The 25,945-nt window shown below is 42.4% G+C and carries 27 protein-coding genes; 17 read left to right on the plus strand and 10 right to left on the minus strand.

Annotated elements, in window-relative coordinates; all coding sequences use genetic code 11:
- Positions 1-87: 87 nt before the first annotated feature.
- On the minus strand, positions 88-1,503 hold the full coding sequence (dacB, locus tag NPE20_RS10985; RefSeq protein WP_256538700.1) for a D-alanyl-D-alanine carboxypeptidase/D-alanyl-D-alanine endopeptidase: 1,416 nt from the start codon (positions 1,501-1,503) through the stop codon (positions 88-90).
- Positions 1,475-2,911, minus strand: coding sequence for an APC family permease (locus NPE20_RS10990; protein ID WP_256538701.1), 1,437 nt, complete (start codon positions 2,909-2,911; stop codon positions 1,475-1,477). The genes dacB and NPE20_RS10990 overlap by 29 nt, the downstream gene beginning before the upstream one ends.
- Positions 2,912-3,060: 149 nt before the next feature.
- Here NPE20_RS10990 and NPE20_RS10995 point away from each other — a divergent pair, with 149 nt between their 5' ends.
- The 6 genes from NPE20_RS10995 to NPE20_RS11020 all read left to right on the plus strand — a co-directional run bounded on the left by NPE20_RS10995 (position 3,061) and on the right by NPE20_RS11020 (position 7,130).
- Positions 3,061-5,298 carry a sodium-translocating pyrophosphatase gene (locus NPE20_RS10995; RefSeq protein ID WP_256538702.1) on the plus strand — a complete coding sequence of 746 codons (2,238 nt, stop codon included), beginning with the start codon at positions 3,061-3,063 and terminating at the stop codon, positions 5,296-5,298.
- Between the two features lie 90 nt (positions 5,299-5,388).
- Complete coding sequence (locus tag NPE20_RS11000) at positions 5,389-5,799, plus strand: SRPBCC family protein (RefSeq protein ID WP_256538703.1); 411 nt, start codon at positions 5,389-5,391, stop codon at positions 5,797-5,799.
- The gene (locus NPE20_RS11005; RefSeq protein WP_256538704.1) at positions 5,799-6,068 is read left to right on the plus strand and encodes a hypothetical protein; all 270 of its coding nucleotides are present in this window, start codon (positions 5,799-5,801) and stop codon (positions 6,066-6,068) included. Before NPE20_RS11000 ends, NPE20_RS11005 begins: the two co-directional genes overlap by 1 nt.
- Positions 6,069-6,114: 46 nt before the next feature.
- Entirely contained in the window at positions 6,115-6,336 is a 222-nt protein-coding gene (locus tag NPE20_RS11010) for a hypothetical protein (RefSeq protein WP_256538705.1), read from the plus strand.
- On the plus strand, positions 6,323-6,613 hold the full coding sequence (locus tag NPE20_RS11015) for a type II toxin-antitoxin system RelE/ParE family toxin (RefSeq protein WP_256538706.1): 291 nt from the start codon (positions 6,323-6,325) through the stop codon (positions 6,611-6,613). Before NPE20_RS11010 ends, NPE20_RS11015 begins: the two co-directional genes overlap by 14 nt.
- A gap of 196 nt (positions 6,614-6,809) precedes the next feature.
- A complete protein-coding gene (locus NPE20_RS11020; RefSeq protein ID WP_256538707.1) occupies positions 6,810-7,130 on the plus strand; it encodes a DUF4348 domain-containing protein in 321 nt (106 codons plus the stop codon).
- 29 nt (positions 7,131-7,159) lie between these two features.
- Here the strand turns inward: NPE20_RS11020 and NPE20_RS11025 are convergent, their stop codons facing one another.
- From NPE20_RS11025 to NPE20_RS11035, 3 genes are all read right to left on the minus strand, one after another.
- Positions 7,160-7,456 carry an FtsB family cell division protein gene (locus tag NPE20_RS11025; protein WP_256538708.1) on the minus strand — a complete coding sequence of 99 codons (297 nt, stop codon included), beginning with the start codon at positions 7,454-7,456 and terminating at the stop codon, positions 7,160-7,162.
- Between the two features lie 162 nt (positions 7,457-7,618).
- Positions 7,619-8,968, minus strand: coding sequence for a DEAD/DEAH box helicase (locus NPE20_RS11030; RefSeq protein ID WP_256538709.1), 1,350 nt, complete (start codon positions 8,966-8,968; stop codon positions 7,619-7,621).
- Positions 8,969-9,375: 407 nt separating this feature from the next.
- Complete coding sequence (locus NPE20_RS11035; RefSeq protein ID WP_256538710.1) at positions 9,376-9,915, minus strand: signal peptidase II; 540 nt, start codon at positions 9,913-9,915, stop codon at positions 9,376-9,378.
- Positions 9,916-10,098: 183 nt separating this feature from the next.
- Here NPE20_RS11035 and NPE20_RS11040 point away from each other — a divergent pair, with 183 nt between their 5' ends.
- Positions 10,099-10,788 (plus strand): hypothetical protein, encoded by a 690-nt coding sequence (locus NPE20_RS11040; protein WP_256538711.1) that lies wholly within the window; start codon positions 10,099-10,101, stop codon positions 10,786-10,788.
- An 88-nt stretch (positions 10,789-10,876) separates the two neighbouring features.
- Here the strand turns inward: NPE20_RS11040 and carA are convergent, their stop codons facing one another.
- On the minus strand, positions 10,877-11,980 hold the full coding sequence (gene carA, locus NPE20_RS11045; protein ID WP_256538712.1) for a glutamine-hydrolyzing carbamoyl-phosphate synthase small subunit: 1,104 nt from the start codon (positions 11,978-11,980) through the stop codon (positions 10,877-10,879).
- A gap of 281 nt (positions 11,981-12,261) precedes the next feature.
- On the opposite strand from carA, the gene panB reads away from it, so the two are divergent.
- Both panB and NPE20_RS11055 read left to right on the plus strand, forming a co-directional pair.
- Complete coding sequence (panB, locus tag NPE20_RS11050) at positions 12,262-13,077, plus strand: 3-methyl-2-oxobutanoate hydroxymethyltransferase (protein ID WP_256538713.1); 816 nt, start codon at positions 12,262-12,264, stop codon at positions 13,075-13,077.
- 79 nt (positions 13,078-13,156) lie between these two features.
- Complete coding sequence (locus tag NPE20_RS11055; RefSeq protein WP_256538714.1) at positions 13,157-13,879, plus strand: RluA family pseudouridine synthase; 723 nt, start codon at positions 13,157-13,159, stop codon at positions 13,877-13,879.
- Between the two features lie 248 nt (positions 13,880-14,127).
- Here NPE20_RS11055 and NPE20_RS11060 read toward each other — a convergent pair whose 3' ends face one another.
- Both NPE20_RS11060 and yiaK read right to left on the minus strand, forming a co-directional pair.
- Positions 14,128-14,406: a hypothetical protein gene (locus tag NPE20_RS11060; RefSeq protein WP_256538715.1), complete on the minus strand. Its 279-nt coding sequence runs from the start codon at positions 14,404-14,406 to the stop codon at positions 14,128-14,130.
- 140 nt (positions 14,407-14,546) lie between these two features.
- On the minus strand, positions 14,547-15,533 hold the full coding sequence (yiaK, locus tag NPE20_RS11065; RefSeq protein WP_256538716.1) for a 3-dehydro-L-gulonate 2-dehydrogenase: 987 nt from the start codon (positions 15,531-15,533) through the stop codon (positions 14,547-14,549).
- A gap of 122 nt (positions 15,534-15,655) precedes the next feature.
- Between yiaK and NPE20_RS11070 the strand changes: the two genes are divergently transcribed.
- Together NPE20_RS11070 and purN are read left to right on the plus strand one after the other, a co-directional pair.
- Positions 15,656-16,156 (plus strand): hypothetical protein, encoded by a 501-nt coding sequence (locus tag NPE20_RS11070; protein WP_256538717.1) that lies wholly within the window; start codon positions 15,656-15,658, stop codon positions 16,154-16,156.
- A gap of 45 nt (positions 16,157-16,201) precedes the next feature.
- Positions 16,202-16,780, plus strand: a complete 579-nt coding sequence (gene purN, locus NPE20_RS11075; protein WP_256538718.1) for a phosphoribosylglycinamide formyltransferase — start codon at positions 16,202-16,204, stop codon at positions 16,778-16,780.
- A gap of 2 nt (positions 16,781-16,782) precedes the next feature.
- Here the strand turns inward: purN and NPE20_RS11080 are convergent, their stop codons facing one another.
- Positions 16,783-17,334 carry an STM3941 family protein gene (locus tag NPE20_RS11080; protein WP_256538719.1) on the minus strand — a complete coding sequence of 184 codons (552 nt, stop codon included), beginning with the start codon at positions 17,332-17,334 and terminating at the stop codon, positions 16,783-16,785.
- Positions 17,335-17,448: 114 nt separating this feature from the next.
- Between NPE20_RS11080 and purH the strand changes: the two genes are divergently transcribed.
- The 6 genes from purH to rodA all read left to right on the plus strand — a co-directional run bounded on the left by purH (position 17,449) and on the right by rodA (position 24,846).
- Positions 17,449-18,975, plus strand: a complete 1,527-nt coding sequence (purH, locus tag NPE20_RS11085; protein WP_256538720.1) for a bifunctional phosphoribosylaminoimidazolecarboxamide formyltransferase/IMP cyclohydrolase — start codon at positions 17,449-17,451, stop codon at positions 18,973-18,975.
- 127 nt (positions 18,976-19,102) lie between these two features.
- Entirely contained in the window at positions 19,103-20,125 is a 1,023-nt protein-coding gene (locus tag NPE20_RS11090) for a rod shape-determining protein (protein WP_067054626.1), read from the plus strand.
- 91 nt (positions 20,126-20,216) lie between these two features.
- Positions 20,217-21,053: a rod shape-determining protein MreC gene (gene mreC / locus NPE20_RS11095; RefSeq protein ID WP_256538721.1), complete on the plus strand. Its 837-nt coding sequence runs from the start codon at positions 20,217-20,219 to the stop codon at positions 21,051-21,053.
- Positions 21,046-21,564 carry a rod shape-determining protein MreD gene (mreD, locus tag NPE20_RS11100; protein ID WP_256538722.1) on the plus strand — a complete coding sequence of 173 codons (519 nt, stop codon included), beginning with the start codon at positions 21,046-21,048 and terminating at the stop codon, positions 21,562-21,564. The genes mreC and mreD overlap by 8 nt, the downstream gene beginning before the upstream one ends.
- Positions 21,564-23,579 carry a penicillin-binding protein 2 gene (gene mrdA / locus NPE20_RS11105; RefSeq protein ID WP_256538723.1) on the plus strand — a complete coding sequence of 672 codons (2,016 nt, stop codon included), beginning with the start codon at positions 21,564-21,566 and terminating at the stop codon, positions 23,577-23,579. Before mreD ends, mrdA begins: the two co-directional genes overlap by 1 nt.
- Complete coding sequence (rodA, locus tag NPE20_RS11110; RefSeq protein ID WP_256538724.1) at positions 23,572-24,846, plus strand: rod shape-determining protein RodA; 1,275 nt, start codon at positions 23,572-23,574, stop codon at positions 24,844-24,846. Before mrdA ends, rodA begins: the two co-directional genes overlap by 8 nt.
- On the opposite strand, the gene NPE20_RS11115 is transcribed toward rodA, so the two are convergent.
- Positions 24,837-25,892 carry a DUF8457 domain-containing protein gene (locus NPE20_RS11115; RefSeq protein ID WP_256538725.1) on the minus strand — a complete coding sequence of 352 codons (1,056 nt, stop codon included), beginning with the start codon at positions 25,890-25,892 and terminating at the stop codon, positions 24,837-24,839. The genes rodA and NPE20_RS11115 overlap by 10 nt on opposite strands.
- Positions 25,893-25,945 lie beyond the last annotated feature (53 nt).

Consider the following 25,945-nt stretch of genomic DNA (forward strand, 5'->3'; position numbering starts at 1 on the left):
GTCTGGATGCAAAGTGTAAAAGATTTCTCCTCGTACCTCGTTCGAAATGACATTTCCCGTTCACCCTTCAGGGGGTTAGGGGGCTAACTATTTCAATTCATTCAATACCCTAAACATCTTTTCCCTTATGCCACTACCGGGGCCGTAATAGTTGTTTACCATTATTGAGAAGCAAAGCTGGCGGCCGTCATGCGTTTGGAAACCTGCATAGGCCTGCACGCTGTTGATGCTGCCGCTCTTCATTTTCATGTCGTTATAAACGGGCAGGCTCTCGTAAAAATCATTGAACCAGGCCTCGTTACGGGCAGATTGCAATATCCGGGCCATGGTAGAAGTGGTTATCCTGTTCTCGGGTGATAGGCCGCTACCATCAAAAGTGTTCATAGAGCGTTTATCAATGCCTTTTAGCTCCCAAAAATCCTTTATAACCGTTATGCCATCATTTGTTGAGGCTGGTTTTCCTGCTTTAACCGCTATAGTTGCCAGCAATTGCTCGGCATACAGGTTAACGCTTTTTTGATTGAGCCAGTATACTATCTTGCTTAATTCGGGCGATAGGATAGTGGTGATGTTTTTAGTAGCAGTAGGTATAGACAGGCCCTTATCTGCCAGTATAAATGACGATTGCGGCTCATTGCTTACTGCAATGCCAATGCCTTTAAGGGTATCGGTTAAGCGCAGGGCGGCGTCATAAGCAGGATCGGGGATGGCGGCAGAGATCCTTTTCTTGGTTTGATCGATGGCGTAGGTGCCGCGCAGGTACATAATTTTGCTGCCATAAGCAGGCAGATAGGGGTAGGCCAAATCGCCGGTTTTAGCAGCGCCTGTGGTTAGTTCGCTTTTATATTGCAGGTAATTGGTTTCGGGAACGGTACCCGTTACGCTAATAGGGCCGCCTACATTGCCTGTTCGCAGGGTGATATCAAACTGATTTTCGCGCCAGCAAAGCCCGGCTATACCTGCGCCGTAGTAAGTGCCCAGGTCCTGCCAGATCCATCCATCGGGAATAGACTGGTTTTTGAAAATACCATTATCACCAATAACACGACCGTTTATTTTTTTGATGCCTGCCTTTTTCAAAGCGGTAACCATTGTATTTAATATAACGCCTTCTTTGGTTGATGCCCACCGCCAGCTGCCAAGGGTAGGGTCGCCGCCGCCTTTAATAATAAGGTCGCCGTTAAGGGCACCGTCTGCAGTAATATTGCCGGTGTAGCCTAACTGGGTTTGATATTGAAAATCTTTACCTAAAACATTAAAAGCGGTTATACTGGTAACCGTTTTTAATGTTGAACCCGGCGCCAAACCCATATCAGGATTGGCGGCAAAAACCTGTTCGCCGGTTTGGGCATCCAGCACCGTTAACGATACCGAAGCGTAACGGCACTGGCTATCCTGCTGTAAACGGGTAAATGCTTTTTGTATATTTTGCTGCAGGTTTTGTGCACCTGCAATATTTGCTATAAATAAAAAACTAACTAAGTACTTCGGGTTTATCCTCATTATTAACGTTGCGTTGTGATATATAATAAAGTGGTATCCCTATTAAAACAATAACTAAGCCGTAAATAGGATACTGCCATTTATAAATACATAATAATATACAAAACGCTGTACCCATTATAATATATATAGCGGGTAATATAGGGTAACCAATTGCTTTGTATGGCCTTTCTACATCAGGGCGTTTAACACGCAGGATAAAGATACCTGCAATGGTTAACATGTAAAATATTACCACCACAAACGAGATCATATCCAGCAGATCGCCATATCGGCCGCTTAAGCATAATAAAGAAGCCACTGCTGCCTGGATCCACAAACCAAATTGCGGTACGCCAAATTTATTTAAGGTACCGGTTTTCTTGAAGAAAACGCCATCCTTAGCCATGGTATAATAAACCCTTGCGCCAGAAAGTATCAGGCCGTTGTTACAGCCAAAAGTTGATATCATGATCATCACCGCGATGATATAAGTACCCACATTACCAAAAATAACGTGCGATGCGGCTACCGCTACACGGTCTTTATCGGCAATGGTAATATCATGCAGCGAAAGTACGCCGGTGTAAACCACATTAGCCAATACATAAATTATGGTTACGATAATGGTACCAAACATCATGCTTAATGCCACATCGCGTTTAGGGTTTTTCATTTCGCCCGCTACAAAGGTTACACTGTTCCAGGCATCACTGCTGAAGATAGAACCTACCATGGCTGCCGCTATGGCGCCTAAAGCTGTACCTGTTGTTAAAGCTGTTACGCTGCCATCTTTATTTAGGTTATGCAGGTCCCAGGCGTTTGTCCAGTTGGCTGTCCATATATCACCTTTAAAGGCTAAAAAGCCAAAACCTATCAAGCCGAAAAGACTGATCAGTTTGGTCATGGTGAAGGTGGTTTGGATCAGCTTCCCGCCCTTTACGCCCCTTGTATTGATATAGGTAAGCAATACGATAAGCACTATTGAAACCAGTTGTGCCGCGCTTATTTTTATTGAGCCGGATTGAAAAAGTATATTATCCTCGCTTACAGCCGGGATCAAATAGGCAGTAAACTTGGAGAATGCTACACCCACGGCGGCTATGGTCCCGGTTTGTATCACCGCGAAAAAGCTCCATCCGTATAAAAAGGCTATAAGTTTGTTGTAAGATTCTTTAAGGTAAACATATTGGCCGCCTGCTTTTGGGAACATCGCGCTTAATTCGCCATAGCTAAGTGCCGCGGTAAGGGTCATAAAACCGGTAATTAACCAAACGGCAATTAACCAACCTGCCGAGCCTACATTACGGGTAATATCGGCACTTACAATAAAAATACCCGAGCCTATCATAGAGCCCGATACCAGCATTGTGCCGTCCAGTAGGCTTAATTCGTGCTTTAACTTGGGTTGAGTAGTATCTTTTAACATTAGGGAAAAAGTTTAGACTACTAAACTATTCAAAAACTTTAAAATGACAGGCTATTGTAAAGAAATTAATTTATATTTTGCGGCTACCAAATTATAAACACGCTTTACGCGAACTAAAAACGCACACTTAATAACACTAATTATAGAATATGGATTTTTTGAACACTTACTTAATTTATTTAATTCCCGTTTTCGGGCTCATAGGTATAATCGTGATGGCGATTAAATCTGCATGGGTAACCAGGCAGGTAACAGGCGATGCCTCCATGAACCAGCTTGCCGGTTATATTGCTGATGGGGCTATGGCCTTTTTACGCGCAGAATGGAAAGTATTAGGCTACTTTGTAGTTGTTGCGGGTATGTTACTTGCCTGGAGCGGTACTACGGTAGCTACATCAAGCCCGGTTATTGCCATATCATTTGTTATAGGCGCTTTTTTATCGGCTTTTGCCGGTTTTATAGGTATGCGTATTGCAACCAAATCAAACGTACGCACCACACAGGCTGCTAAAACAAGCTTAGCTAAAGCGCTTAAGGTATCATTTACCGGCGGTACAGTTATGGGTTTAGGTGTTGCCGGTTTAGCTATCATTGGTTTAGGTTCGTTATTCATCGTGTTTTACACCATGTATGTAACCAGCAAAGGCGAAAGTGTTAACGGTGAAGCTATGGCTAAAGCGCTTGATGTATTAGCAGGATTTTCGTTAGGTGCCGAGTCTATCGCGTTATTCGCGCGTGTTGGCGGTGGTATCTACACAAAAGCTGCCGACGTAGGTGCGGATCTGGTTGGTAAGGTTGAGGCAGGTATCCCCGAGGATGACGTGCGTAACCCTGCTACTATTGCAGATAACGTTGGTGATAACGTAGGTGACGTTGCGGGTATGGGTGCCGATTTATTTGGCTCGTACGTAGCAACCATGTTGGCTACTATGGTATTGGGCCGCGAAATTGTATCTCATGATAATTTTGGTGGTATTGCCCCAATTTTATTACCCATGGTGATAGCAGGCTTGGGTTTAATATTCTCTATAGTTGGCGCATCGTTAGTAAAAATTTCTAAAGAAACAGATAGCGTACAAAAAGCATTGAACATAGGTAACTGGGCTTCTATATTGTTAACAGCTATTGCTACTTATTTTGTAGTGCAATGGATGTTACCTGCCGATAGTTTCCACATGGTACGTGACGAAGATGCATCGGGTGCTATTAAAGCCGGTTCATTAGTGTTTACCAAAAACGGTGTATTTGGTTCTATCCTGGTAGGTTTAGTGGTAGGTACGTTAATGTCTATCATTACCGAGTACTATACCGCTATGGGTAAACGCCCGGTAATGAGCATTATCAGGCAGTCGTCAACAGGCCATGCTACCAATATTATTGCCGGTTTAGCAATCGGTATGGAATCAACCGTATTGCCTATCCTTGTATTGGCGGCCGGTATTTATGGTTCATACTTTTTTGCAGGTTTATACGGTGTGGCTATCGCAGCCGCGGGTATGATGGCAACAACAGCTATGCAATTAGCTATCGACGCGTTTGGCCCGATTGCTGATAACGCGGGTGGTATTGCAGAGATGAGCCGCTTACCGGAAGAAGTACGTCATCGTACAGATAACCTGGATGCTGTAGGTAATACTACCGCTGCAACAGGTAAGGGTTTTGCTATCGCGTCTGCTGCGTTAACCTCACTGGCCTTATTCGCGGCTTTTGTGGGTGTTGCAGGTATCGAGCATATTGATATATACAAAGCCAACGTTTTGGCAGGTTTATTTGTGGGCGGGATGATCCCTTTCATCTTCTCGGCATTATGTATTTCGGCAGTTGGTCGTGCAGCAATGGCAATGGTAGAAGAAGTTCGCCGCCAGTTCCGCGAAATACCGGGTATTATGGAGTACAAAGCCCGCCCCGAGTATGAAAAATGCGTAGAGATCTCTACCAAGGCCTCTATCCGCGAGATGGTTGCACCGGGATTGATCGCTTTAATTACGCCTATTATTATCGGTTTTGCATTCGGCCCCGAAGTATTGGGTGGTTTGTTAGCAGGTGTTACTGTATCAGGTGTGTTGATGGGGCTCTTCCAGAGCAACGCGGGTGGTGCATGGGACAACGCTAAAAAATCATTCGAGAAAGGTGTGGAGATAAACGGCGAGATCTATTACAAAAAATCTGAACCGCATAAAGCATCAGTAACAGGTGATACCGTAGGTGATCCGTTTAAAGATACCTCGGGCCCGTCAATGAATATTTTGATCAAGCTGATGTCTATCGTATCGCTGGTTATTGCACCTCACTTAAACAGTGTTGATAACAACAGCAAGTTCATCCAAAAACAAGAGAAGGTACAATCAATGAATGTGCATACTATTCATGTAGATAAGAAGATCTAAGGATCTTTGAAATATAAAGAAAAGCCCTGGTGAAAGCCGGGGCTTTTTTGTGGATAAGAATTAATAATTTAGTATATAAATCTATTAATCATGAACACAAGCTTAATTGAAAGGTCGATTGAAATAAACGCCTCGCCGGATAAGGTTTGGCGCGTGTTTACCGATGCTGCAATTACCCGGCAAATGGGTGGTGAGTATGTATCAGATTGGGAAGTTGGAAGTGTGTTTGGCTGGAAGGGGGTAGACGGCAGGCAGTATACGCATGGCGAAATAATGGAAGTAGAAACATCAAAGCGTTTAAAACATAAACTCTTTAACGGACCGGATAAGTCCTCGGTAGCTTCCGAGATCACTTACAAGTTTGAGGGCAGTGGCGATACCACCGTTTTATTCGCCCGGGAGCGCCTATTCCAAAGCATCAGCGAAGAAGATTACAAAGAAGCAGTGCAAGGATGGGATACCGCATTGTACATGGTAAAACAACTGGCAGAAGGTATTTAATGATAAAGAAGATCATTCTCTATCTACTTTGCCTGTATGATGTCTACCTGTACCTGCCGGATATCTTCGACCTGTTTAAATTGGATATAGAACCACCCACTACGGATTACTTACTATACTTTGATGCAACCATGTTACTGATAGGGGGAATAGTGATTGGGACTATGTTGATGAAAACAGGAGGGAAGTTTAATAAGTATTTAGGCGTGTTAATGATTGTGTTGAATGTTGTACTAACGCCGTGGTTTATATTTAGGGCATTGCCATAATAGCTTAACTATTGTTTATCCAATTTTTGAATTGTAAATTTGTTATATGACCATTTCTGTTAATTTACATAGCGAACAGGAAGAAAAAGTTTTGTTAGCTTTTTTGGACAGCCTGAAATATGATTATCAAACTGATAATGATGCATTCTTTTTATCGGGTGAACAACAAAAAGAAATTTTATCCCGTGACCAGGAATTTATCGAGGGTAAAACAACTGCGCGCGATTGGAATGAAATAAAAAAAGAAATGGATCGTGTTTACCGTTAAGCTTCTTCTAAAAGCTGAAATAGATTTTAGCGATGCCTGTCAATGGTATGAGAATAAACAACCCGGGCTTGGTAAGAGATTTTATAAAGCAGTGAATGCTAAGCTTGATTTGAATGGTAAAACCCCGCTACATTATAACGTTAGATTTTCTGAAAAATATCGTTTCGCGCTAATTGACAACTTCCCATACCTGATTTCATATCGCGTTGATGAGGATGTTAAGTTTGTTTATATAATTTCGATTTTCCACACCAGCCAAAATTCTGAGGTATTTTAGATACGTCATTATCCCTTCTCCACGGTGTTAATGATATTTTGAATGTGTAATTTACACCAGTTTTTATATTGAGGAATTATCAAATGAAAAAATTAATACTATTAACAACGTTAATTATTGGGACCCTTATGGGATGTTCTGATAACCCATCTAAAACAACTGTTGAAAAAAGGCAGGTACTTTAAAAAAAGCAGCCGTGTTAGAACCAGCCGATTTTGATTCCTTTTTTAAGAAATTTAAAAGTGATTCGGTTTACCAGGTAGAACATATAAAATTCCCCATTAAAATAACTGTAACGGAAGATGATAGGGATTCAGTCACTTATATCAAAAAAAATAAATGGCATTATGTAAGGCTTACAAATAACAAAGAGGATATTTATAAAAAGGCCAGATCAAATAAAAATAGTGTTACAGTTCAGTATACGGTTGAGGATACCGGAATTTTAATGAGTTTTGATTTCGCTTATAGAGATGGCAAGTGGCGACTAACCTCTGCTACAGATTCATCAGACTAAGCCGAAGGTTATTAAAGGAATAATTTTAATTACTTCTTCTTCTCGTGAACAATAACAAAAATGTCTTCGTTATCTTTTTTCATGAGGTATTTCTCACGGGCGAATTTTTCGAGTTTGGCCTTGTCTGAGGTAAGTTCGTCCAGGTCCTTATTTACTTTGGCTGTTTCGGTTTGGTAAAAAACCTGTTCTTCCTTTAATTTATTCAGCTGCTGGTGGTATTCGTATTGCGAAAACAGATCGTTCTTATCAAAAAATATCATCCATATCACAAAAGCCAGCGTAACCAGGAAGAATTTATTCTTGATAAGGTCAATAAGGCGTTTCATCTGTGTGGGCTGTATTTTCACTTTAAAGCTATTTATTTTCTTTGATAAGTGCAAATATCATTATTAACATGTTAACATCAAATTTTCATCGGCCACAAAAGGCGTAAACCAAAAGAGGTCAGCTTGTTAAATTAAGCCGACCTCTTTGTTATGTTGCGTTGATTATCTCCTGCCCGATGACCGGCTTGCACCGCTCATGCCGCTTGCACCACCACGACTGTTGCCTGCGCCGCCGCTACCGCGGTGACCTGCCGGCCTGCCGCCAGCACCAGGCCTTTTATTGCCGCCACCATGCCTGCCACCGGCAGAGCCCGCGCTTTTAGGCGTGCCGTTTTTGGCTTTGCTCATCATTTTGGCCGTCATGGCTTCATAGCTTAACGGGTAAGGATGGCCCAGTTCAACAGGGATCTCTTTAGCTATCAGCTTATGAATATCCTTTAGGTAATCTATTTCTTCCTCGCCATCGCAAAAAGAGAAAGCTATACCACTTGCACCTGCACGGCCGGTACGGCCAATACGGTGAACGTAAGTTTCCGGAACGTTTGGCAATTCGTAGTTGATGACGTGCGTAAGCTCGTCAATATCAATACCACGTGCAGCAATATCGGTAGCAATAAGTACACGCGTAGTACGGTTCTTAAAGTTGGTTAACGCACGCTGACGTGCGTTTTGCGATTTGTTACCGTGTATGGCTTCGGCGGTTATGCCAACGCGGATAAGGTCTTTAACCACCTTATCTGCACCGTGTTTGGTACGGGTAAATACCAGCGCGGTTTTAATTTCTTTATCTTTTAATATATGGCTTAACAATAATCTTTTATCGCCCTTATCCACATAAAATAACGATTGCTGTATAGTATCGGCGGTTGACGATACCGGGGCAACCTCAACCTTAGCCGGTTTTTGCAGGATAGAATCTGCCAGGTGCTGTATCTCGTTAGGCATGGTAGCACTAAAGAAAAGCGTTTGCCTGTTGGCAGGTACTTTAGCAATTATCTTTTTAACATCGTTTACAAAACCCATATCCAGCATACGGTCGGCTTCGTCCAGTATCAACATTTTTATCTGGTCGATGTGTACGTAACGCTGGTTCATCAGGTCTAATAAACGACCTGGGGTAGCTATTAAAATATCAACACCACGGCGCAAAGCATCAACCTGTGGGTTTTGCGATACACCGCCAAAAATAACCAGGTTTTTAAGGCCTGTATGTTTGCCATAAGCCGTAAAGCTCTCGCTTATCTGGATGGCTAATTCGCGGGTTGGGGTTAATATAAGGGCCTTTATTTGTTTTTGCTCCTTGTGTTTTTGCTTATCTAAAAACAATAATTGCAAAATAGGGATAGCAAAAGCAGCCGTTTTACCTGTACCGGTTTGGGCGCAGCCAAGCAGGTCGCGGTGTTGTAATATATAAGGTATCGCTTGTTCTTGTATAGGGGTGGGGGTTGTATAACCCTCTGTTTTTAAAGCCTTTAAAATAGGCTCAATTAAATTTAATTTTTCGAATGACATGTATTATTTGTAATGTATATGTGCTAACGCGAAGCATTAAGCGGATCTGAAGAGTGTCTAATGATCAAAACCGTAAATCAACGGGTAATTATGCGCAAAGATACGCTTTTTATACGCAAGTAGTATAAAGGGGCATAATGTGATGAAATAGTGACAGGGGGAGAAGGGGGTCTAGTGCATAGCGGGGAGACGCGAAGTATCGCGTCTCTACATTGTCATATCCCGTAGAGACGCGATACTTCGCGTCTTTGATAATATACAAGCAGCGACCTTTTCCGCCAGCCATTGCGAGCAAAGTAATCTCCAGACTATGCATAACCACCTTGCATGTTCGATTGTCAATCGGGAGATTGCTTCGTACCTCGCGAAGACGTATAGAAGGGAATGACATGCTTGATGCAGAATTTCTAAGACTCAGAATGGCTTTCTTCAATCACCTCCGGTTTCGCTTCTTTCTCCTTATTCCTATTCAACCAACTATCCAGCAATACTAATCCCAGGCCCATCATAATAGAAACATCGGCAGCATTAAACACACCTGTTTGCAGCGCGCCAAATTTGATGTGCATGAAATCGGTAACCGAACCATACACTACCCTGTCATAAAGGTTGCTTATGCCACCACCAATGCAAAAAATAATTCCCGTTACCATAAGGGTACCCAAATTCTTTTTAATGATGATATAAGCCAATGCGCCTAATAAAGCCAGTATGGGCAGCAACGTCAATAATATAAAGCGGAAGGGTTGAACAAGTTTATCACCTAAGCTTAAAAACGCACCCATGTTTTCAGCCCTTAACAAGGTGATATGGTCATTAAAAAAGCTATAGTGGTCGTAATAATTTATATGCGCGCGCATCATTGATTTGGTAGCCTGATCGCAGCCTATGTTTAAAGCAAGTATAAATATTATGATTATTATGCGTAATGTGCCGTTCAATTTCATTGGGGCTAATGTATAAAAGAGATTGTTAAAATTGCGATGGAATCGCAAATCCATTTAAGCACTCGTCGCAGACGGGCGTAAGTAAATTTGGCAAATAAAGCTTCATCTTGTCTTAAGGGGATAATGATACAAGAATTATTTGGCGTTTTAAACGCTAACTTCGCATGATATATACATACACTAATGAAGAGACTTTTAATATTATTTATATCGGTGATATTTTTTTATGCTAACCTATATGCCCAAAAAAAAGAAATTAAAATAGATACAGCTAATTACTATGATTATGAGGTTTCTCCTGTAAAAGACGGGTTTATATATGCAAAGGATCCTGCTAATGTGTTTAAACTACAAGGGAAAATTATATCAACTAACTGGTTAAGAAGTGAAGAGGTTATTATAGTAATTGCTGAGGAACTTAAAAATGCCGGCTATCAAACGGTTCTAACCAATGCTCTTTATCAAACTAATGATAGTAAATATATGGTGGTAACCGCATTGGTTGAAAAGCCGAGATTTGGTATTTTATACATTGATGGACATTACGGAATAATTAATGTTAAGCAACGAAACGGCAAAGAGAACCTTCATAGCCGTAAATTAAATGATGGCTCAACCATCTATTGGCAATCCGGCTATAGTGCCAACGACTCATTTACTATGGAATACTCCAAGATGCCGCCTAACTTTTTATTGCTTTTTGAGAATTGTTACTGGTATCAGTATACCGATAACGATGAGGACAATAAATATTTAGTTAATAGGAATAAGATAGTTGAGATTTTAAGAAAAGATATAAGGAGCCTACTTAAAACTGCACCTAAACCGATAAAAGAATCTTCTAAAACATTCTTTTTTAAGCACGAAAAATAGCTAATCAAAAAAAAAGCCTTTCAAGCTAAACTTGAAAGGCTTTTTATCATTTGCACATCTGCATATCCACGCATCTGCACATCTAATATTATTTCTTCATCAATCCGATAAAATCATCGAACAAATAGCGGCTATCATGCGGGCCGGGAGATGACTCGGGGTGGTATTGTACCGAAAATGCTTTTTTACCTTTCATGCGTATACCTTCTATCGATTGGTCGTTAAGGTTTACGTGGGTAATTTCTACCTTGTCAGATGCCCTTACAGCATCCTGCACTACACCAAAACCATGGTTTTGCGATGTTACTTCGCAATGGTTAATAATAACATTTTTAACCGGGTGGTTTAAGCCGCGGTGACCGTTAAACATTTTTTCGGTAGGAATATCATTAGCCAAAGCCAGTAGCTGGTGGCCAAGGCAAATACCAAACATAGGTTTATCAGCCTTTAAAATACTTTTAACTGTATCAACGGCGTAAGGCATTGCAGATGGATCGCCGGGGCCGTTAGAGATGAAATATCCTGAAGGAGAAAAATCCTTCTCCATTTCTTCGAAAGTGGTTTTTGCCGGGTAAACTTTGGCATAAACATCCCTATCGTCAAAGTTGCGCAGTATGTTTTTCTTAACACCAAGGTCAAGCACGGCTACACGGTAGGTGGCATCCTCGTTACCAAATGTATAAGTTTCTTTTGTTGATACCCGCGATGAAAGCTCCAGTCCGTCCATTGAAGGCACTAAGTCCAGCTGGGCTTTTAGTTCGGCAATATCAGTTATTTCTGAAGAGATAATGGCGTTCATAGCGCCTTTGTCGCGTATGTGGCGAACCAACTGGCGGGTGTCAATGTCAGATATCCCTACTATGTTTTGTCCCTGAAAATAATCCTGTATCGATTCGTTTGCTTGCTTGCGGCTGTAGGCTATGTTGTAATTTTTACAAACTAAACCGGCAATCTGGATCTGTCCCGATTCAACTTCATCAGTATTGATACCGTAGTTACCAATATGCGCATTGGTGGCTACCATAATCTGACCATAGTAAGATGGGTCGGTAAATATTTCCTGGTAGCCGGTCATGCCGGTATTAAAGCAAATTTCGCCTGTGGTAGTACCAATTTTTCCGGCAGCTTTACCGTAAAATACGGTTCCGTCGGCTAATAATAAAACAGCAGGTAATTTGGTGAAATGATTCATTTAGCAAAAAAATTGAAAGGGTTATAAATTCGGATATTCTGGCACGAAGCTCCGTGAAAACAAACCGGATGGCTGAAGTAAAATACCTCTTTATTCACGGCGCAAAGGTATAAAAAAAATTACGATTTTAGATTTACGATTTTAGATTATTAGAATATTGCCGGGAATTGACGAATTAACTTATATATCTAATTGATAGGTTGAGCGGTAAATCTAAAATCGTAAATCTAAAAATCCGAAATACAAAAACTACCTTTGCCATACAAAACTAAAAATATACCATGTCGGTAAACAAGGAAGTTAAACGCATTACCACGCATATTTTGCAGGAAATGAAGAACCGTGGCGAAAAGATAGCCATGCTTACAGCCTACGATTTTTCGATGGCCACCATTGTAGATAATGCCGGTACGGATATTATCCTGGTCGGCGATTCGGCCTCAAACGTAATGGCGGGGCACGAAACCACGCTACCAATAACTTTAGATCAGATGATCTATCACGCATCATCAGTAGTACGTGCAGCCAAACGTGCGCTGGTAATTGTCGACCTGCCCTTTGGTTCGTACCAGGGTAATTCAAAAGAGGCATTAGCTTCGGCCATCCGCATTATGAAGGAAGCCGGCGCGCATGGTGTTAAATTAGAAGGTGGTGTAGAAATTGCAGAATCGGTAAGCAGGATCTTAACCGCAGGCATACCCGTAATGGGCCACCTGGGTTTAACCCCGCAATCCATATATAAATTTGGCACCTATACCGTTAGGGCCAAAGAAGAAGCCGAAGCCGAAAAATTAAAAGAAGATGCTTTAAAATTGCAGGAGTTGGGTTGTTTTGGTATAGTGTTAGAGAAAATACCGGCCAAACTGGCTACCGAAGTAAGTAAATCGATCCATATCCCAACTATAGGTATTGGTGCAGGACAGCATTGCGACGGGCAGGTTTTGGTGATACACGATATGCTGGGTATAAATAAAGGCTTTAAACCCCGTTTTTTACGCCAGTATGCCAACCTGTTTGATGTAATGAACGATGCTATTACCAACTACGTTGGCGATGTTAAAGCAAAAACCTTCCCTAACGAGAAGGAAGAGTATTAGGCCTCACCCCAGCCCTCTCCTTTGGAGAGGGGGCTTTGATTTGCAAATCGTAAATCTAAAATCGTAATTCTAAAATTGAATGGCGCGACCAGAGTTTAATTATATAAGTAAAGATATTACCGACGCTGATATACTGTACGAGGACAATCACCTTATAGCGGTGAATAAGCGTGCGGGGGATATTGTGCAGGTTGATGATACCGGGGATGAATCCCTGGATGAGAAGGTTAAAAGATATATAGCCAAAAAATATAACAAGCCAAATGGCGCGTTCCTGGGGGTTGTTCACCGTTTGGATAGGCCGGTGAGCGGTGTTATCCTGTTTGCTAAAACCAGTAAGGCTTTAGAGCGGATCAACAAAATGTTTAAAGGCCGCGAAATGCATAAAACTTATTATGCTATTGTACGCCAGCGCCCGCAGCCCGAAGCCGGTAACCTGGTGCATTACCTGATAAAAAATCCACAGAAAAACGTTACCAAAGCTCACGATAAAGAAGTGCAGGGCAGCCAACGGTCTGAGCTGAATTACAAACTGGTAGGCGAGCGTGATGGTTATTATGTAATAGAGGTAGACCCCATAACAGGCCGACCGCATCAGATAAGGGTGCAGCTATCTACCTTAGGCTGCCCCATAGTAGGTGATAATAAATACGGCTATCCGCGCGGTAGCCTGCGCAAAAGTATTTGCCTGCATGCCCGCCGACTGCAATTTATCCACCCCGTAAAAAACGAACCTATATTGATTGTAGCGCCACTACCCAAAGATGGTTTCTGGGAAAAGTTTGAAGGGCTGATAGAATAGTATTTATAATGGCGTTGCCTGCGGCCCGGGCTTTCCGCTCATACGCGCACAGGCATTAAGCGCACCTGTCACACTGAGCCTGTCGAAGTGCCGGTATCCACTCCTATCCCTAACGCAGAATGCCCCTTTTGTCATGCTGAACATCGTGAAGCATCTAATCGCCGATATGCAATTTCGATAGGCAAAGTTCGCTAACAGATCCTTCGCTATCGCTCAGGATGACAAGTTAAAAAGAGACGACGGGTGATTTACAGGATTCTTTCTTTTCTCCCTGTCGGCAAAACAGCTTCGGGCGAAAGCGGGGCAGAACAGTGGTGACCTTGTGCGGCTGTAGGGGCATAGGAAATTTTGCTGAAGCGGGAGGCAAGAGCGAACGACAGTAGGGCAAAAGATTCCAGCCCGTGGTTCTGCCCGGTTTGCAGGGCAAAGGCCCTGTGCGGCAAAGAAGCCTTTTTGCCGACTTGATTTTTTGCTACTTTTTGATCAAGCAAAAAGTAGTAGCCCTCCGCGGCAATTGAGCAGGCCAATTAATAGTAGCACACTAAGCATGATAGATGCCGAAATAAATTTGGCATTATTTGGTTGTGAGGCTTATCCCGTCTAGACTTACTGCTCGAACAAGATTTCTCCCCGTACCTCGTTCGAAATGACATGATTGTGAGTGAGGTTACAACGCCTTCACTTTCTCCCAGGCCCTTTCATCAACCCAAACCCCTTCTTTTAAACTTTGCTCCCTTGTGCGCAACATGTTCTCACCGGGGAAGAGAATCTCGTTATGGCTTTCGCCGTTCCCGGTTTTGGTGTAATTAATTATCTCATCAATCAACAGGGCATTTTTATCATTATCAGTTTTTATACAAATAAAAACCTGCGATACACCGGTTTCTTTTCTTCCTGATTGGGTGATTACCGAAGTCGAGTCGCCGCCACTTAATAGGGTAGTTAAAAGATCCAGCACCAATGATAACCCCGAACCCTTCCAGAAACCGATTGGTAATGCGCGTTTGGTTGCCAGTATTGCGGCAGCATCGGTGCTTAAATTGCCCTCATTGTCATACCCACCCGGTACAGGCAGTTCCTTATGCTGCGCTTCATACTGCCAAAGCTTACCAAACGAATATTGGGAGATGGCCATATCTAATACTACATGCCCACCCTGGCGGGGCACAGCAATAATAAGTGGGTTGTTCCCTAAACGCGGTTCGGTACCGCCCCATGGGGGCAGGTTGGCAATGGTATTGGTAAAGCAGATGCCTATATAACCCGCTTCGGCAGCCTGCAAGCCGTAGGTGCCGCCGCGCATCCAGTGGTTGGTGTTTTTTATGGCAACACAGCCAATGCCGTTATCCTTCGCAAGATTAATGGCCCTATCCATACAAAATTGCGCGTTCAGCATGCCGGGGGCAAGGTTGCCGTCCCATTGTTCTATAGCCCCAAAAGAGCTTACTTTGGCAGGCGTAGCATCGGGCAGTACCAATCCCTCCTTTATATATTCTATAAATGTAGGGAAGCGGTTAAGTCCATGGCTGTACACGCCATCGCGACTGTTATCGGCAAAAATGGTTGCGCAGGCATCGGCAATATTATCTTTTATATCAAGACGGGTAAGCACCCGGTTAAATTCGGCTTTAAGCTGCTGGTAAGGTATACGCATAGCACAAATATAGCGGCTTAAGTAATGCTTATAAATATCCTGCCCCGAAAATATTTAACGATATAAACAGTTATAATAAAGCAGTTTTTGAAATTGCTTAACTAAACTATCTTTGTAGCTTAATGAAGAACAAAAAATTATTTTTTTTACTAACCGGTTTACTGGGTTTAAGCCTTTTTATCAACTCGTGTAAAAAAGATAAGCAAACCAGCGTGCCCAGTTTATTTACCGCAGGCGTGTGGCAATTAGGTTCGATAATGCAGTACCATTATCTTGGAGATTCGCAATTATCGGTTGATACGATAACATGCGATACCACCCAAATTTTTACCTTTAATAACGATATGACCTGCACCTATTCCAATTTTGATTGTAAGTCGGGTACGGTAGCAGGGAAATGGTCACTATCAGATACCAAACTTTATTTATTTGCAGATATAACCTATCCGACAGGTACTACAGCAGGTACTACTCAGCCGTTTATTAACGCGCACCTCATTAACCTTGGGGAGTTTTCTTTGGTATTTGAAACAGGCGATATTCAACCTTATTACAACGCTAATGATGAAAGAACGATAAGAAGGTATGGGTTTACAAGGATAAAGCCGGTAGTTACTAAATAATAAGATAAAAATTTATATTTTGCATAACAAAAGCTACCAAATATTTTGAAAAAGAGAATTGCCATTTTTGCTTCGGGTTCTGGGTCAAATGCTCAAAAAATTATGGAGCATTTTAAGCGTAATGCCGATGCCGAAGTTGTATTGATACTCACCAACAACCCACAAGCCTACGTTTTACAGCGTGCAGATAACTTTGAGATACCATCTCACATATTTACCCGCCACGAGTTTTATGATACCGACGATGTAATAAGTCTGTTGAAAAACCTGCAGGTAGATATTATAGTACTTGCCGGCTTTTTATGGCTGGTACCGCCAAGCCTATTAAACGCTTTCCCCAACAAGATCATTAATCTGCACCCGGCGCTGCTGCCAAAGTTTGGCGGTAAGGGTATGTATGGCGATAACGTTCATAAAGCCATATTAGAAGCCGGCGAAGAAGAATCGGGCATTACCATACACTTCGTTAACACCCAGTTTGATGAAGGCGAGATCATCCACCAGTCGCGCTTTAAAATTGAACCGGGCGATAATTTGGAAATGGTAAAATTTAAAGGTCAGCAATTAGAACATCAGCATTTCCCGAAGGTGATAGAGAATTTGTTGAAGAAGATGCGTTCGTAGTTCTATAGTTCAGACGCGCTGATATTTTGCTGCCACCTCTTTCTTAAAGTATAATACAGATCATCAAAGCTGTATTTTAAAGAAGTTGCGGTTATGCTAATTGGCGAACCATACATTTTATGGTTTATGGCCGCCGCTTTTTTGGCGATATAATTGGTTTGTCGGTTAATGTAATCATCCGGGGTGCTTACCTCTATCATGATCAGTTTCTGCCTGCTTACTTCAATGGTGCTGATATTAGTTATATTCCCCCAGGGAATAAATCCTGCCGATACTCCGCCGGAATTATCATGGATACCTTTGTCGTCTAATATTATTCCTGCTTTTGTATCAAAAAGCTTCCTAAAAATAAATATCGCGGAAATTCCAAAAAAAATTACTGCCGCGTAGCCAATAACAATAATTAGTGCTACGCCCTTCCTAAAAATTTCCGGTTGTTTTATGAACCACAAACCCAATATTACAAACAACAACGCGCCTGCAAGTAGCAATACAAGTTTGCCTTTGCTCAACGGTATTTTTAAAGTTTCATTGGTATTAACGTATTCAGTCATAATATCTGGTGTTATATTTTAATATAACTATGCAAGTCGTTAAAAATAATGCAATTAATCTAAATTAACTAAACTCAATTCCTTACCTTTGCGGCTCAAAAATTCCCTGTTGTAATGAGTCATTCTGTTCAAATAAAAAACGCGCTTATTTCTGTTTATTACAAAGACAACCTTGAGCCTATAATTCATGAGTTGAACCGCCTTGGTGTGAAGATCTATTCTACCGGTGGTACCGAAACTTTTATACGCGACCTGGGTGTTGATGTTATTGCCGTTGAGGACCTTACCTCATACCCATCTATATTGGGTGGTCGTGTAAAAACCCTGCACCCAAAGGTGTTTGGCGGTATTTTGGCACGCAGAAGTTTTGACAGCGATGAGCAGCAATTGGCCCAGTACGAAATACCCGAAATTGACCTGGTAATTGTTGACCTTTATCCCTTCGAGGAAACCGTTAACTCGGGTGCCGGACAAGAGGACATCATCGAGAAGATCGACATTGGTGGTATATCCCTTATCCGCGCAGCGGCTAAAAACTTTAAGGATGTGGTTATCGTGGCATCAAAGAACGATTATACCGAACTTGAAGAGATCTTAAAGGCACAGGAAGGCGCAACCACTATTGACCAGCGCCGCCGTTTTGCTCAAAAAGCATTCAACATATCATCAAACTACGATACCCATATTTTCCAATACTTTGACCAAAGCGAGCCGATGCCTGTTTTTAAACAAAGCATCCAAACAAGCCAGGTTTTACGTTACGGCGAAAATCCGCATCAAAAAGGTACTTTCTACGGTAACCTTGATGCCATGTTCACTAAACTGAATGGTAAAGAGCTTTCGTACAATAACCTGGTTGACGTTGATGCGGCTGTAGCTTTGATAGATGAATTTACCGAGCCTACCATCGCTATATTAAAACATACAAATGCCTGTGGTATTGCTACCCGTTCATTCATTAAAGAAGCCTGGATAGATGCTTTGGCTTGCGATCCGGTTTCTGCTTTTGGTGGTGTTATCATTGCCAATGATGAAATTGACGCCGCAACCGCTACAGAAATTGACAAGATCTTTTACGAGGTACTGATAGCACCGGCTTATACTGATGAAGCCCTGGAAATATTACAGGCTAAAAAGAACCGTATAGTGCTGATCCGTAACCGGGTTGAACTGCCGCTTAAGCAGTTTAAAACCTTGCTGAACGGAGTAATAGAGCAGGACAAGGATCTTGTTGTTGAAGGCCCGGCACAAATGAAAGCGGTTACCGTTAAACAGGCAACCGAGCACGAGCTGAGAGACCTGTATTTTGCTAATAAAGTGGTTAAGCATACAAAATCAAACACAATTGTTTTTGCTAAAAACAACCAGTTAATGGCAAGTGGTGTTGGCCAAACTTCAAGGGTTGATTCTTTGAAACAGGCTATTGTTAAAGCAGAAAGCTTTGGTTTTGATCTGAAAGGCGCGGTTATGGCATCAGATGCTTTCTTCCCTTTCCCTGATTGTGTAGAGATAGCTGCGGATGCAGGCATTACAGCAGTTTTACAACCAGGCGGGTCAATAAAAGATCAGGATTCTATCAATATGTGTAATCAAAAAGGCATTGCCATGGTTACTACAGGTGTGCGTCACTTTAAACACTAATTAAATACACTAATTCCACAAAATTAGAGTTATTAATTACTAATTTACACAAATACAGCACCAATGAATAGTTGGTGCCGGTATAGTCTTAATATTAACTTTGCAGATTATTTGAAATATACGCCACATGGGTTTATTTAATTTTTTTACACAAGAGATTGCTATTGATTTAGGTACCGCAAATACCCTTATTATACATAATGATAAAGTTGTTGTTGATGAACCATCAATAGTAGCTTTTGACCGTACAACCAATAAGGTTATAGCCATTGGCCGCCAGGCCATGCAAATGGAGGGTAAAACCCACGATAACATTCGTACCGTGCGCCCGCTAAAAGATGGTGTAATTGCCGACTTTAACGCCGCTGAATTAATGATTCGTGGTATGATAAAAATGATCAACCAGGGTAAAGGATGGTTTTTCCCATCGTTACGTATGGTTATCTGTATCCCATCGGGTATTACCGAGGTTGAAAAACGTGCCGTACGCGATAGCGCCGAAATTGCAGGCGCTAAAGAGGTTTACCTGATATACGAACCAATGGCAGCAGCCGTAGGTATCGGTATCGACGTAGAAGAGCCTATGGGTAACATGATCATTGATATTGGTGGCGGTACTACCGAGATAGCGGTTATCGCTTTGTCAGGTATCGTTTGCGATCAGTCTATCCGTGTTGCGGGTGATAACTTCGACTCCGATATCGTTCAATACATCCGTCGTCAGCATAACATCATGATTGGTGACCGTACTGCCGAGAAAATAAAAATTGAAGTAGGTGCAGCTCTTCCGGAGCTTTCTGAGCCACCTGCAGATTTTGCGGTACAAGGACGTGACCTGATGACCGGTGTTCCGAAACAAATCACCGTATCATATACCGAAATTGCGCATTGCCTTGATAAATCTATCTCTAAAATAGAGGAAGCTATTTTAAAAGCATTGGAGATTACCCCGCCAGAGCTTTCTGCGGACATATACCAGACCGGTATTTACCTTACGGGTGGCGGTGCATTATTACGCGGACTTGATAAACGTGTGGCTGCCAAAACCAAATTACCTGTACACGTTGCCGAAGATCCGCTTCGCGCTGTTGTACGCGGTACCGGTACAGCCCTTAAGAATATAGGCAACTTTAAATTTTTAATGCAATAATTTTTAGACGTGAGATATTAGATGTGAGACATGAGAAATATAATTTTCTTCGGTCTCATATCTCACATCTCACTTCTCATATCTAATCGGCATGCGTAACCTCCTGATATTTATCACCAAGTACAACGCATTCTTCCTGTTTCTTATTTTTGAGATAAGTTCGCTGCTTATCTATGTTAAATACAATTCTTTTCAAAAAGCTACTTTTATAAACAGCACTAACCAGGTAACCGGTAATTTATACGCTAAGGTAAATGAGTTTAAAGGTTATTTATCGCTAAAGGATGTTAACGACAGGCTGGCTAAAGAGAACGCCGAATTGCGTAATCAGCTGCGGTCATCAAAATATGTTGATACCGTTGCAAAACATAGCGTAACTGATACTATTTATAAGCAGCAGTATACTTATATCGAAGCCCAGGTTATCAGTAATTCTATCAACAAAAGAAATAATTATTTAACCATTAGCCGGGGTAGCCATGATGGCCTTGTAAAAGGCATGGGTGTAATAAACGGCCAGGGCGTGGTGGGCAAAGTAATGTTTGTGGGCGAGCACATGGCCGTTGTACAATCCTTACTGCATAAAGATACACGCTTTAGCGCCATGCTGGCCAATAGTAAAGAAATTGGATATTTGCAATGGAGCGAAGACCTAAACCCGCGTAAGGGCTTACTGGGAGAAGTATCAAATAACGCCCAGCCAAAAATTGGCGAAATGGTAGTAACATCAGATCTTTCGCTGTTCCCGGCAGGCATACCCTTGGGTAAGGTAAGTAAACTTACAACCAAAGGTGGAGGGTTTTTCCTGAATATGGAGGTTGCCCTTGCTGTTGATTTTAGTAAACTTGAGTATGTGTACGTGGTTGTAAATAAGTTTGCCCTTGAGCAAACTAAATTAGAAGCACAGGAGATAAAACCAGATGAGTAGGATAATTTTAATAAACCTGATACGCTTTGTAATGCTGGTTTTGCTGCAGGTTTTCCTGTTGAAAAACATTACGCTTTACAACCTGTCAACCCCTTACCTGTACATTCTGTTCATAGTGCTGCTGCCGTTTGAAACGCCAAACCTGGTACTTTTTGTATTATCGTTTATATTAGGTTTAACTATTGATGCTTTTTATGATACACCGGGCCTGCATGCCGCGGCATGCACTTTACTGGCCTTTGTAAGGGTGCTATTCATTAGCATAACGGTACAAAAAGATGGCTTTGATAACGAACCCGAACCTACTCTTAGCATTATGGGCTTCAGGTGGTTTTTTACCTATGCGCTTATACTTACACTATTCCATCATTTCTTTTTGTTTAACCTGGAGGTTTTTAAGTTTACAGAGATAGGTTACACACTAAGTCGCTTTTTATTGAGTTCAGTATTTACAGTATTTTTAATGTTGCTTTCGGGTTTGTTGTTTTTCAAAAAGAAAGAGCGTAAATAATGAATAGTTTTTTTGAGCGGAGATATGTTATAGCGGGGATATTTATAGCCCTGATATTAGTATTGCTTGCACGGTTGTTTTACATACAGGTGGTTGACGACCGATATTTTTTATACGCGCAAAATAATGTGATGCGCCGTATTATACAGTACCCCGCCCGCGGCCCTATCCTTGACCGTACCGGCAAAATAATGGTACAAAACGAACCTATATATGATATAATGGTGATACCAAAACAGGTAAAACCATTTGATACGGTTGAATTTTGTAAATTATTGGATATCGATAAAGAGGGTTTCGACAAGCGGTTTGCAAAGGCAAAAGTTTACTCGCCCGTAAGAGCATCGGTGTTTGAAAAACAGTTATCGGTACAGGCATACGCCTCTTTTCAGGAACGACTTTCAGAGTTCCCGGGGTTTTACCCCCAACTAAGATCGGTACGTACCTATCCTGATTCGGCAGCTTCGCAATTTTTAGGATACATTGGCGAGGTTACTGATGCCATTATAAAACGATCAGGCGGTTATTATACTCCTGGCGATTATGTAGGTATAACCGGGGTGGAAAAATCATATGAGAGCACATTACGCGGCCAGCGCGGGGTGCGTAATTTAATATACGACTCACATAACACACCCAAAGGCAGTTATGCCAACGGCGCTTATGATACCGCCGCGGTTGCCGGCGAGCGTTTGATCTCATCGCTTGATATGAGGATCCAGAAGCTGGGTGAAAAACTGATGACAAACAAAGTAGGCAGTATAGTAGCCATTGAACCATCAACCGGCGAAATACTTTGTTTTGTAAGCAGCCCCACCTACGATCCAAACCTGTTAGTAGGGCGCCAGCGTGGTAACAATGCCGCCAAACTATATAAAGACCCATACAAGCCATTCTTTACCCGCCCGGTACAGGCATACTATCCGCCGGGCTCATCTTTTAAGCCATTAAGCGCTTTGATAGGCCTGCAAGAGGGACTCATCAAACCATCTGATACGTATAACTGCATAGGTTATTATATGGCTGGTAATCATAGGGTTAAATGTACGCACGTACACGGCACGGTTAATTTGGCAGGTGCCATTGCCGGCTCATGCAACGGGTATTTTAACATGGTATTCGCCAAGGTGCTTAATGCGCAGGGCGGTAAAAATACCGACGACAGTTACACCAGCTGGAAAGCCAATGTAAACAAATTTGGTTTTGGCGAGCGATTAGGCGTAGATATCCCAAGCGAGGGCAAAGGGCTTGTGCCTACTGCCAAGTATTACGATAAAATTTACCACAAGGGTGGGTGGCGGTCTACAACGGTGGCATCGCTGGCCATTGGCCAGGGCGAGCTGCTGGCCACGCCATTGCAATTGGCCAATATAGAAGCTACTATAGCCAACCACGGGTTTTACTATAAACCCCATCTAATAAAAGCCATTGGCGATAAGCAGGTAATTAAACATGAATACACTGTTAAAAACTATGTAGGTATAGATGCCCAGTATTTTGAACCCGTTATAAACGGCATGCAAAGTGTGGTAGATTATGGTACAGGGCAGGGCTCAAAAATACCAGGTATTGTGATGTGCGGTAAAACAGGTACAGCGCAAAACCCGCATGGTAAAAACCACTCGTTATTTGTGGCCTTTGCCCCGCGCGATAACCCTAAGATCGCGATAGCGGTTGTGGTAGAAAACTCTGGTGACGGCGGTACCTGGGCAGCGCCTATTGCAAGCTTTATTGTAGAGAAGTATCTGCGCGATACCATCACTAAACGCCCATCAGGTATCTATCCCGAATATTATATAGAGAAAAACCTGCTACCGGAGATAATTGTAAAGCCTGCCGATAAAGCGAAATTAAAAGCCGACAGCCTTAAAAAAGCGACCGCCGATTCGCTTAAAAAGCGTAAGGCCGATTCAATAAAACAAGCCAGCTTTAAATCGGCACAAAATAAGCCCGCTAAAAAAAGCCTGGGTAATGTATTAACCGCGATGCTGCCAAAACGAAAGGACGATGAATAATCACCAGCGTAGTTTCTTTTTCAATGTTGATTGGGTAACCGTGCTTATCTATTTAGCGCTGTGTGTTATTGGCTGGTTCAATATCCATGCCGCGGTGTTTGATGAAAACCATCCCAATATTCTTGATTTTGACACGCAATACGGCAAGCAGTTTATCTACATCCTATCGGCCCTGGTTATTGGTACGGTGATCCTTTTGCTGGAGAGTCGTTTCCTATCGGCCCTGGCGCCTGCTTTTTACGTAGTAACGGTTGTTTTACTTGCAGTTGTTTTAGTGGCCGGGCGTAATGTTGGCGGTAACCAGGCATGGATAGATATGGGCGGTGGTTTTAGGCTGCAACCATCCGAGTTTGCTAAGTTTGCCACATGTTTGCTGCTGGCACGATACCTTAGTGCAACCAACGTAAAGGTAACCGACCCCAAATCATTCCTGATAGCCGGGGGGATCATATTCCTGCCTATGCTGTTAATTAAAATGCAGCCTGATGATGGTTCAACCCTGGTTTTCTGTTCATTGATACTGGTATTATACCGCGAAGGGTTATCCGTATACTTCCTTATTATTATAGGCTTGCTGGCTACACTGTTTATATCGGCTTTGTTGGTTAATGTATGGTTTATCATAATCGCGCTGATTGCCATTGTAGCATTATTGCTGTTTATGTTTGGCCGGCGAAACCGCAAATTTGTCGCAAGTTTAATTGTAGGGCTTGTCTTATCTATCGGGTTTATATTTTGTGTTAAACCACTTTATTATCACGGTTTAAAACCACACCAGCGTGTACGTATCGATGAGGTTTTGGGCCTGAGTAAAGACCTGCGTGGTGTAGGTTACAATCAAAACCAATCAAAAATTGCCATAGGCTCCGGCCGGATATGGGGAAAAGGATATTTGCAGGGAACGCAAACAAAATACGCGTTTGTACCCGAGCAAAGTACCGATTTCATTTTCTGTACGGTAGGTGAGGAGTGGGGGTTTGCAGGTTCGGTAGTAGTGCTGGGTTTATACCTGTTTTTGCTGCTGAGGATAATAATGATAGCCGAGCGGCAACGCGCGCCGTTCTCCCGGATATATGGTTATGGGGTGGCATCAATTATCTTCTGCCATGTTATTATCAATATAGCTATGGCAATAGGTTATATGCCGGTAATAGGTATTCCGCTGCCATTTATTAGCTATGGTGGTTCCTCGCTATGGAGCTTTACCATCCTGTTGTTTATCCTCCTAAAACTGGATTCGAACCGGATGGGGATGAATTACGCGTAACGGCGTTTCAACAAAGCATAAAACTTATCCGAAGTAGCTTTTTTGCCTTCCCAATTATTCTTTACAACATAGTTTGTTTTCAGGAAACGGTCGGCCTCTTCAAAGTTGGTAAAGCGGTTCACTATTTCAATAGCTTCGCTGTAAGCAAGGCTATAACCGTTAAACAGGTCTTTAACAAAAAGTAGCTTATCATTAAGACTGATGGCTGCTTTCAAATCTTTTATAGGCGCCTCAACGGATTGTGTACTTGCACCCTGCCGGTCCTTCAATTGCGCCGACATCCTTTGATTCAATGTAAGCACTTTTTCTTCCTTCGCGGGTTCGTCGGCGCTGGTTTTTGGTGTGTTATCAATAACCGGTTCCGGGTTGGTAGGCACGATGTTTGGCGGCTCGGTTTCATCGTGGGTAACCGTTCCGTTATGCGGAATGTTTTCCGGTGTTACCACAGGCGTTTTTACTTCCTCCTTTTCAGCCACAATAGATACTTCCTCTTCTTCGTCCCAGTCAGCAGCCTCATCAATAGCCAATTCGTGCTTTATGGTTTCGGGTTCTTCCCGTTCAAACGAATAGCTGTCTTTATCGGTGCCGGTATGCAGATCTATTTGCGGTGCAGGTTGTTCTTCTACCCTTGGCTCAACCGCTGGTTTTACAGGCTCGGCTTGTTCCGGTTTGGCAGCCCCTGCATTAAAAGGTGCTCGGTCTATAACGGGCTTTGCCTGCTGCACAAGCGGCTCAAAATATTTGGGTTCGCCAGCGGCCGGCCTTAAATCTTCGGCAACGGGTGTCTTTATCTCTTCAATTACGGGTTTCTGTATTTCCGGCTTTTTCTCCTCAATGTGTGGTGGTAAGGCATGCTCTAACTGTACCTTTTGAAGGTTCAGTTTTCTTAATATTTCGGCATGATCTTTTAAAAAGTGGGTGTTGGCAACAAACAGCTCAAGTTCCAGGTCGTTCAGGTTGTCTGCAGTACTTTGCAGGTACTCATATTGCTCGTTTAGTTCTTTTATTATTGCGCCGGTCTTTCTAAATACTTCCTGCTGCTTCATGGCTTTAATGTTAGGAAATTGCTTACCAAAAATAGCATAAAATTCTGATATTA

This window comes from Mucilaginibacter aquariorum (genome assembly GCF_024498135.1).
GTDB classification, from domain to species: Bacteria; Bacteroidota; Bacteroidia; order Sphingobacteriales; family Sphingobacteriaceae; genus Mucilaginibacter; species Mucilaginibacter aquariorum.

Bases quoted from the DNA above. Each gene is read 5' to 3' on its own strand.
- NPE20_RS11010 (WP_256538705.1), top strand. From the start codon at position 6,115: ATGACCATTTCTGTTAATTTACATAGCGAACAGGAAGAAAAAGTTTTG.
- mrdA (WP_256538723.1), top strand. From the start codon at position 21,564: ATGAATAGTTTTTTTGAGCGGAGATATGTTATAGCGGGGATATTTATA.
- purH (WP_256538720.1), top strand. From the start codon at position 17,449: ATGAGTCATTCTGTTCAAATAAAAAACGCGCTTATTTCTGTTTATTAC.
- yiaK (WP_256538716.1), bottom strand. From the start codon at position 15,533: ATGCGTATACCTTACCAGCAGCTTAAAGCCGAATTTAACCGGGTGCTT.
- NPE20_RS11080 (WP_256538719.1), bottom strand. From the start codon at position 17,334: ATGACTGAATACGTTAATACCAATGAAACTTTAAAAATACCGTTGAGC.
- mreC (WP_256538721.1), top strand. From the start codon at position 20,217: ATGCGTAACCTCCTGATATTTATCACCAAGTACAACGCATTCTTCCTG.
- NPE20_RS10995 (WP_256538702.1), top strand. From the start codon at position 3,061: ATGGATTTTTTGAACACTTACTTAATTTATTTAATTCCCGTTTTCGGG.
- NPE20_RS11040 (WP_256538711.1), top strand. From the start codon at position 10,099: ATGAAGAGACTTTTAATATTATTTATATCGGTGATATTTTTTTATGCT.
- NPE20_RS11000 (WP_256538703.1), top strand. From the start codon at position 5,389: ATGAACACAAGCTTAATTGAAAGGTCGATTGAAATAAACGCCTCGCCG.
- dacB (WP_256538700.1), bottom strand. From the start codon at position 1,503: ATGAGGATAAACCCGAAGTACTTAGTTAGTTTTTTATTTATAGCAAAT.
- NPE20_RS11030 (WP_256538709.1), bottom strand. From the start codon at position 8,968: ATGTCATTCGAAAAATTAAATTTAATTGAGCCTATTTTAAAGGCTTTA.
- NPE20_RS11005 (WP_256538704.1), top strand. From the start codon at position 5,799: ATGATAAAGAAGATCATTCTCTATCTACTTTGCCTGTATGATGTCTAC.
- carA (WP_256538712.1), bottom strand. From the start codon at position 11,980: ATGAATCATTTCACCAAATTACCTGCTGTTTTATTATTAGCCGACGGA.
- NPE20_RS11055 (WP_256538714.1), top strand. From the start codon at position 13,157: ATGGCGCGACCAGAGTTTAATTATATAAGTAAAGATATTACCGACGCT.
- rodA (WP_256538724.1), top strand. From the start codon at position 23,572: ATGAATAATCACCAGCGTAGTTTCTTTTTCAATGTTGATTGGGTAACC.
- NPE20_RS10990 (WP_256538701.1), bottom strand. From the start codon at position 2,911: ATGTTAAAAGATACTACTCAACCCAAGTTAAAGCACGAATTAAGCCTA.
- NPE20_RS11070 (WP_256538717.1), top strand. From the start codon at position 15,656: ATGAAGAACAAAAAATTATTTTTTTTACTAACCGGTTTACTGGGTTTA.
- NPE20_RS11035 (WP_256538710.1), bottom strand. From the start codon at position 9,915: ATGAAATTGAACGGCACATTACGCATAATAATCATAATATTTATACTT.
- panB (WP_256538713.1), top strand. From the start codon at position 12,262: ATGTCGGTAAACAAGGAAGTTAAACGCATTACCACGCATATTTTGCAG.
- mreD (WP_256538722.1), top strand. From the start codon at position 21,046: ATGAGTAGGATAATTTTAATAAACCTGATACGCTTTGTAATGCTGGTT.
- NPE20_RS11115 (WP_256538725.1), bottom strand. From the start codon at position 25,892: ATGAAGCAGCAGGAAGTATTTAGAAAGACCGGCGCAATAATAAAAGAA.
- NPE20_RS11090 (WP_067054626.1), top strand. From the start codon at position 19,103: ATGGGTTTATTTAATTTTTTTACACAAGAGATTGCTATTGATTTAGGT.
- NPE20_RS11025 (WP_256538708.1), bottom strand. From the start codon at position 7,456: ATGAAACGCCTTATTGACCTTATCAAGAATAAATTCTTCCTGGTTACG.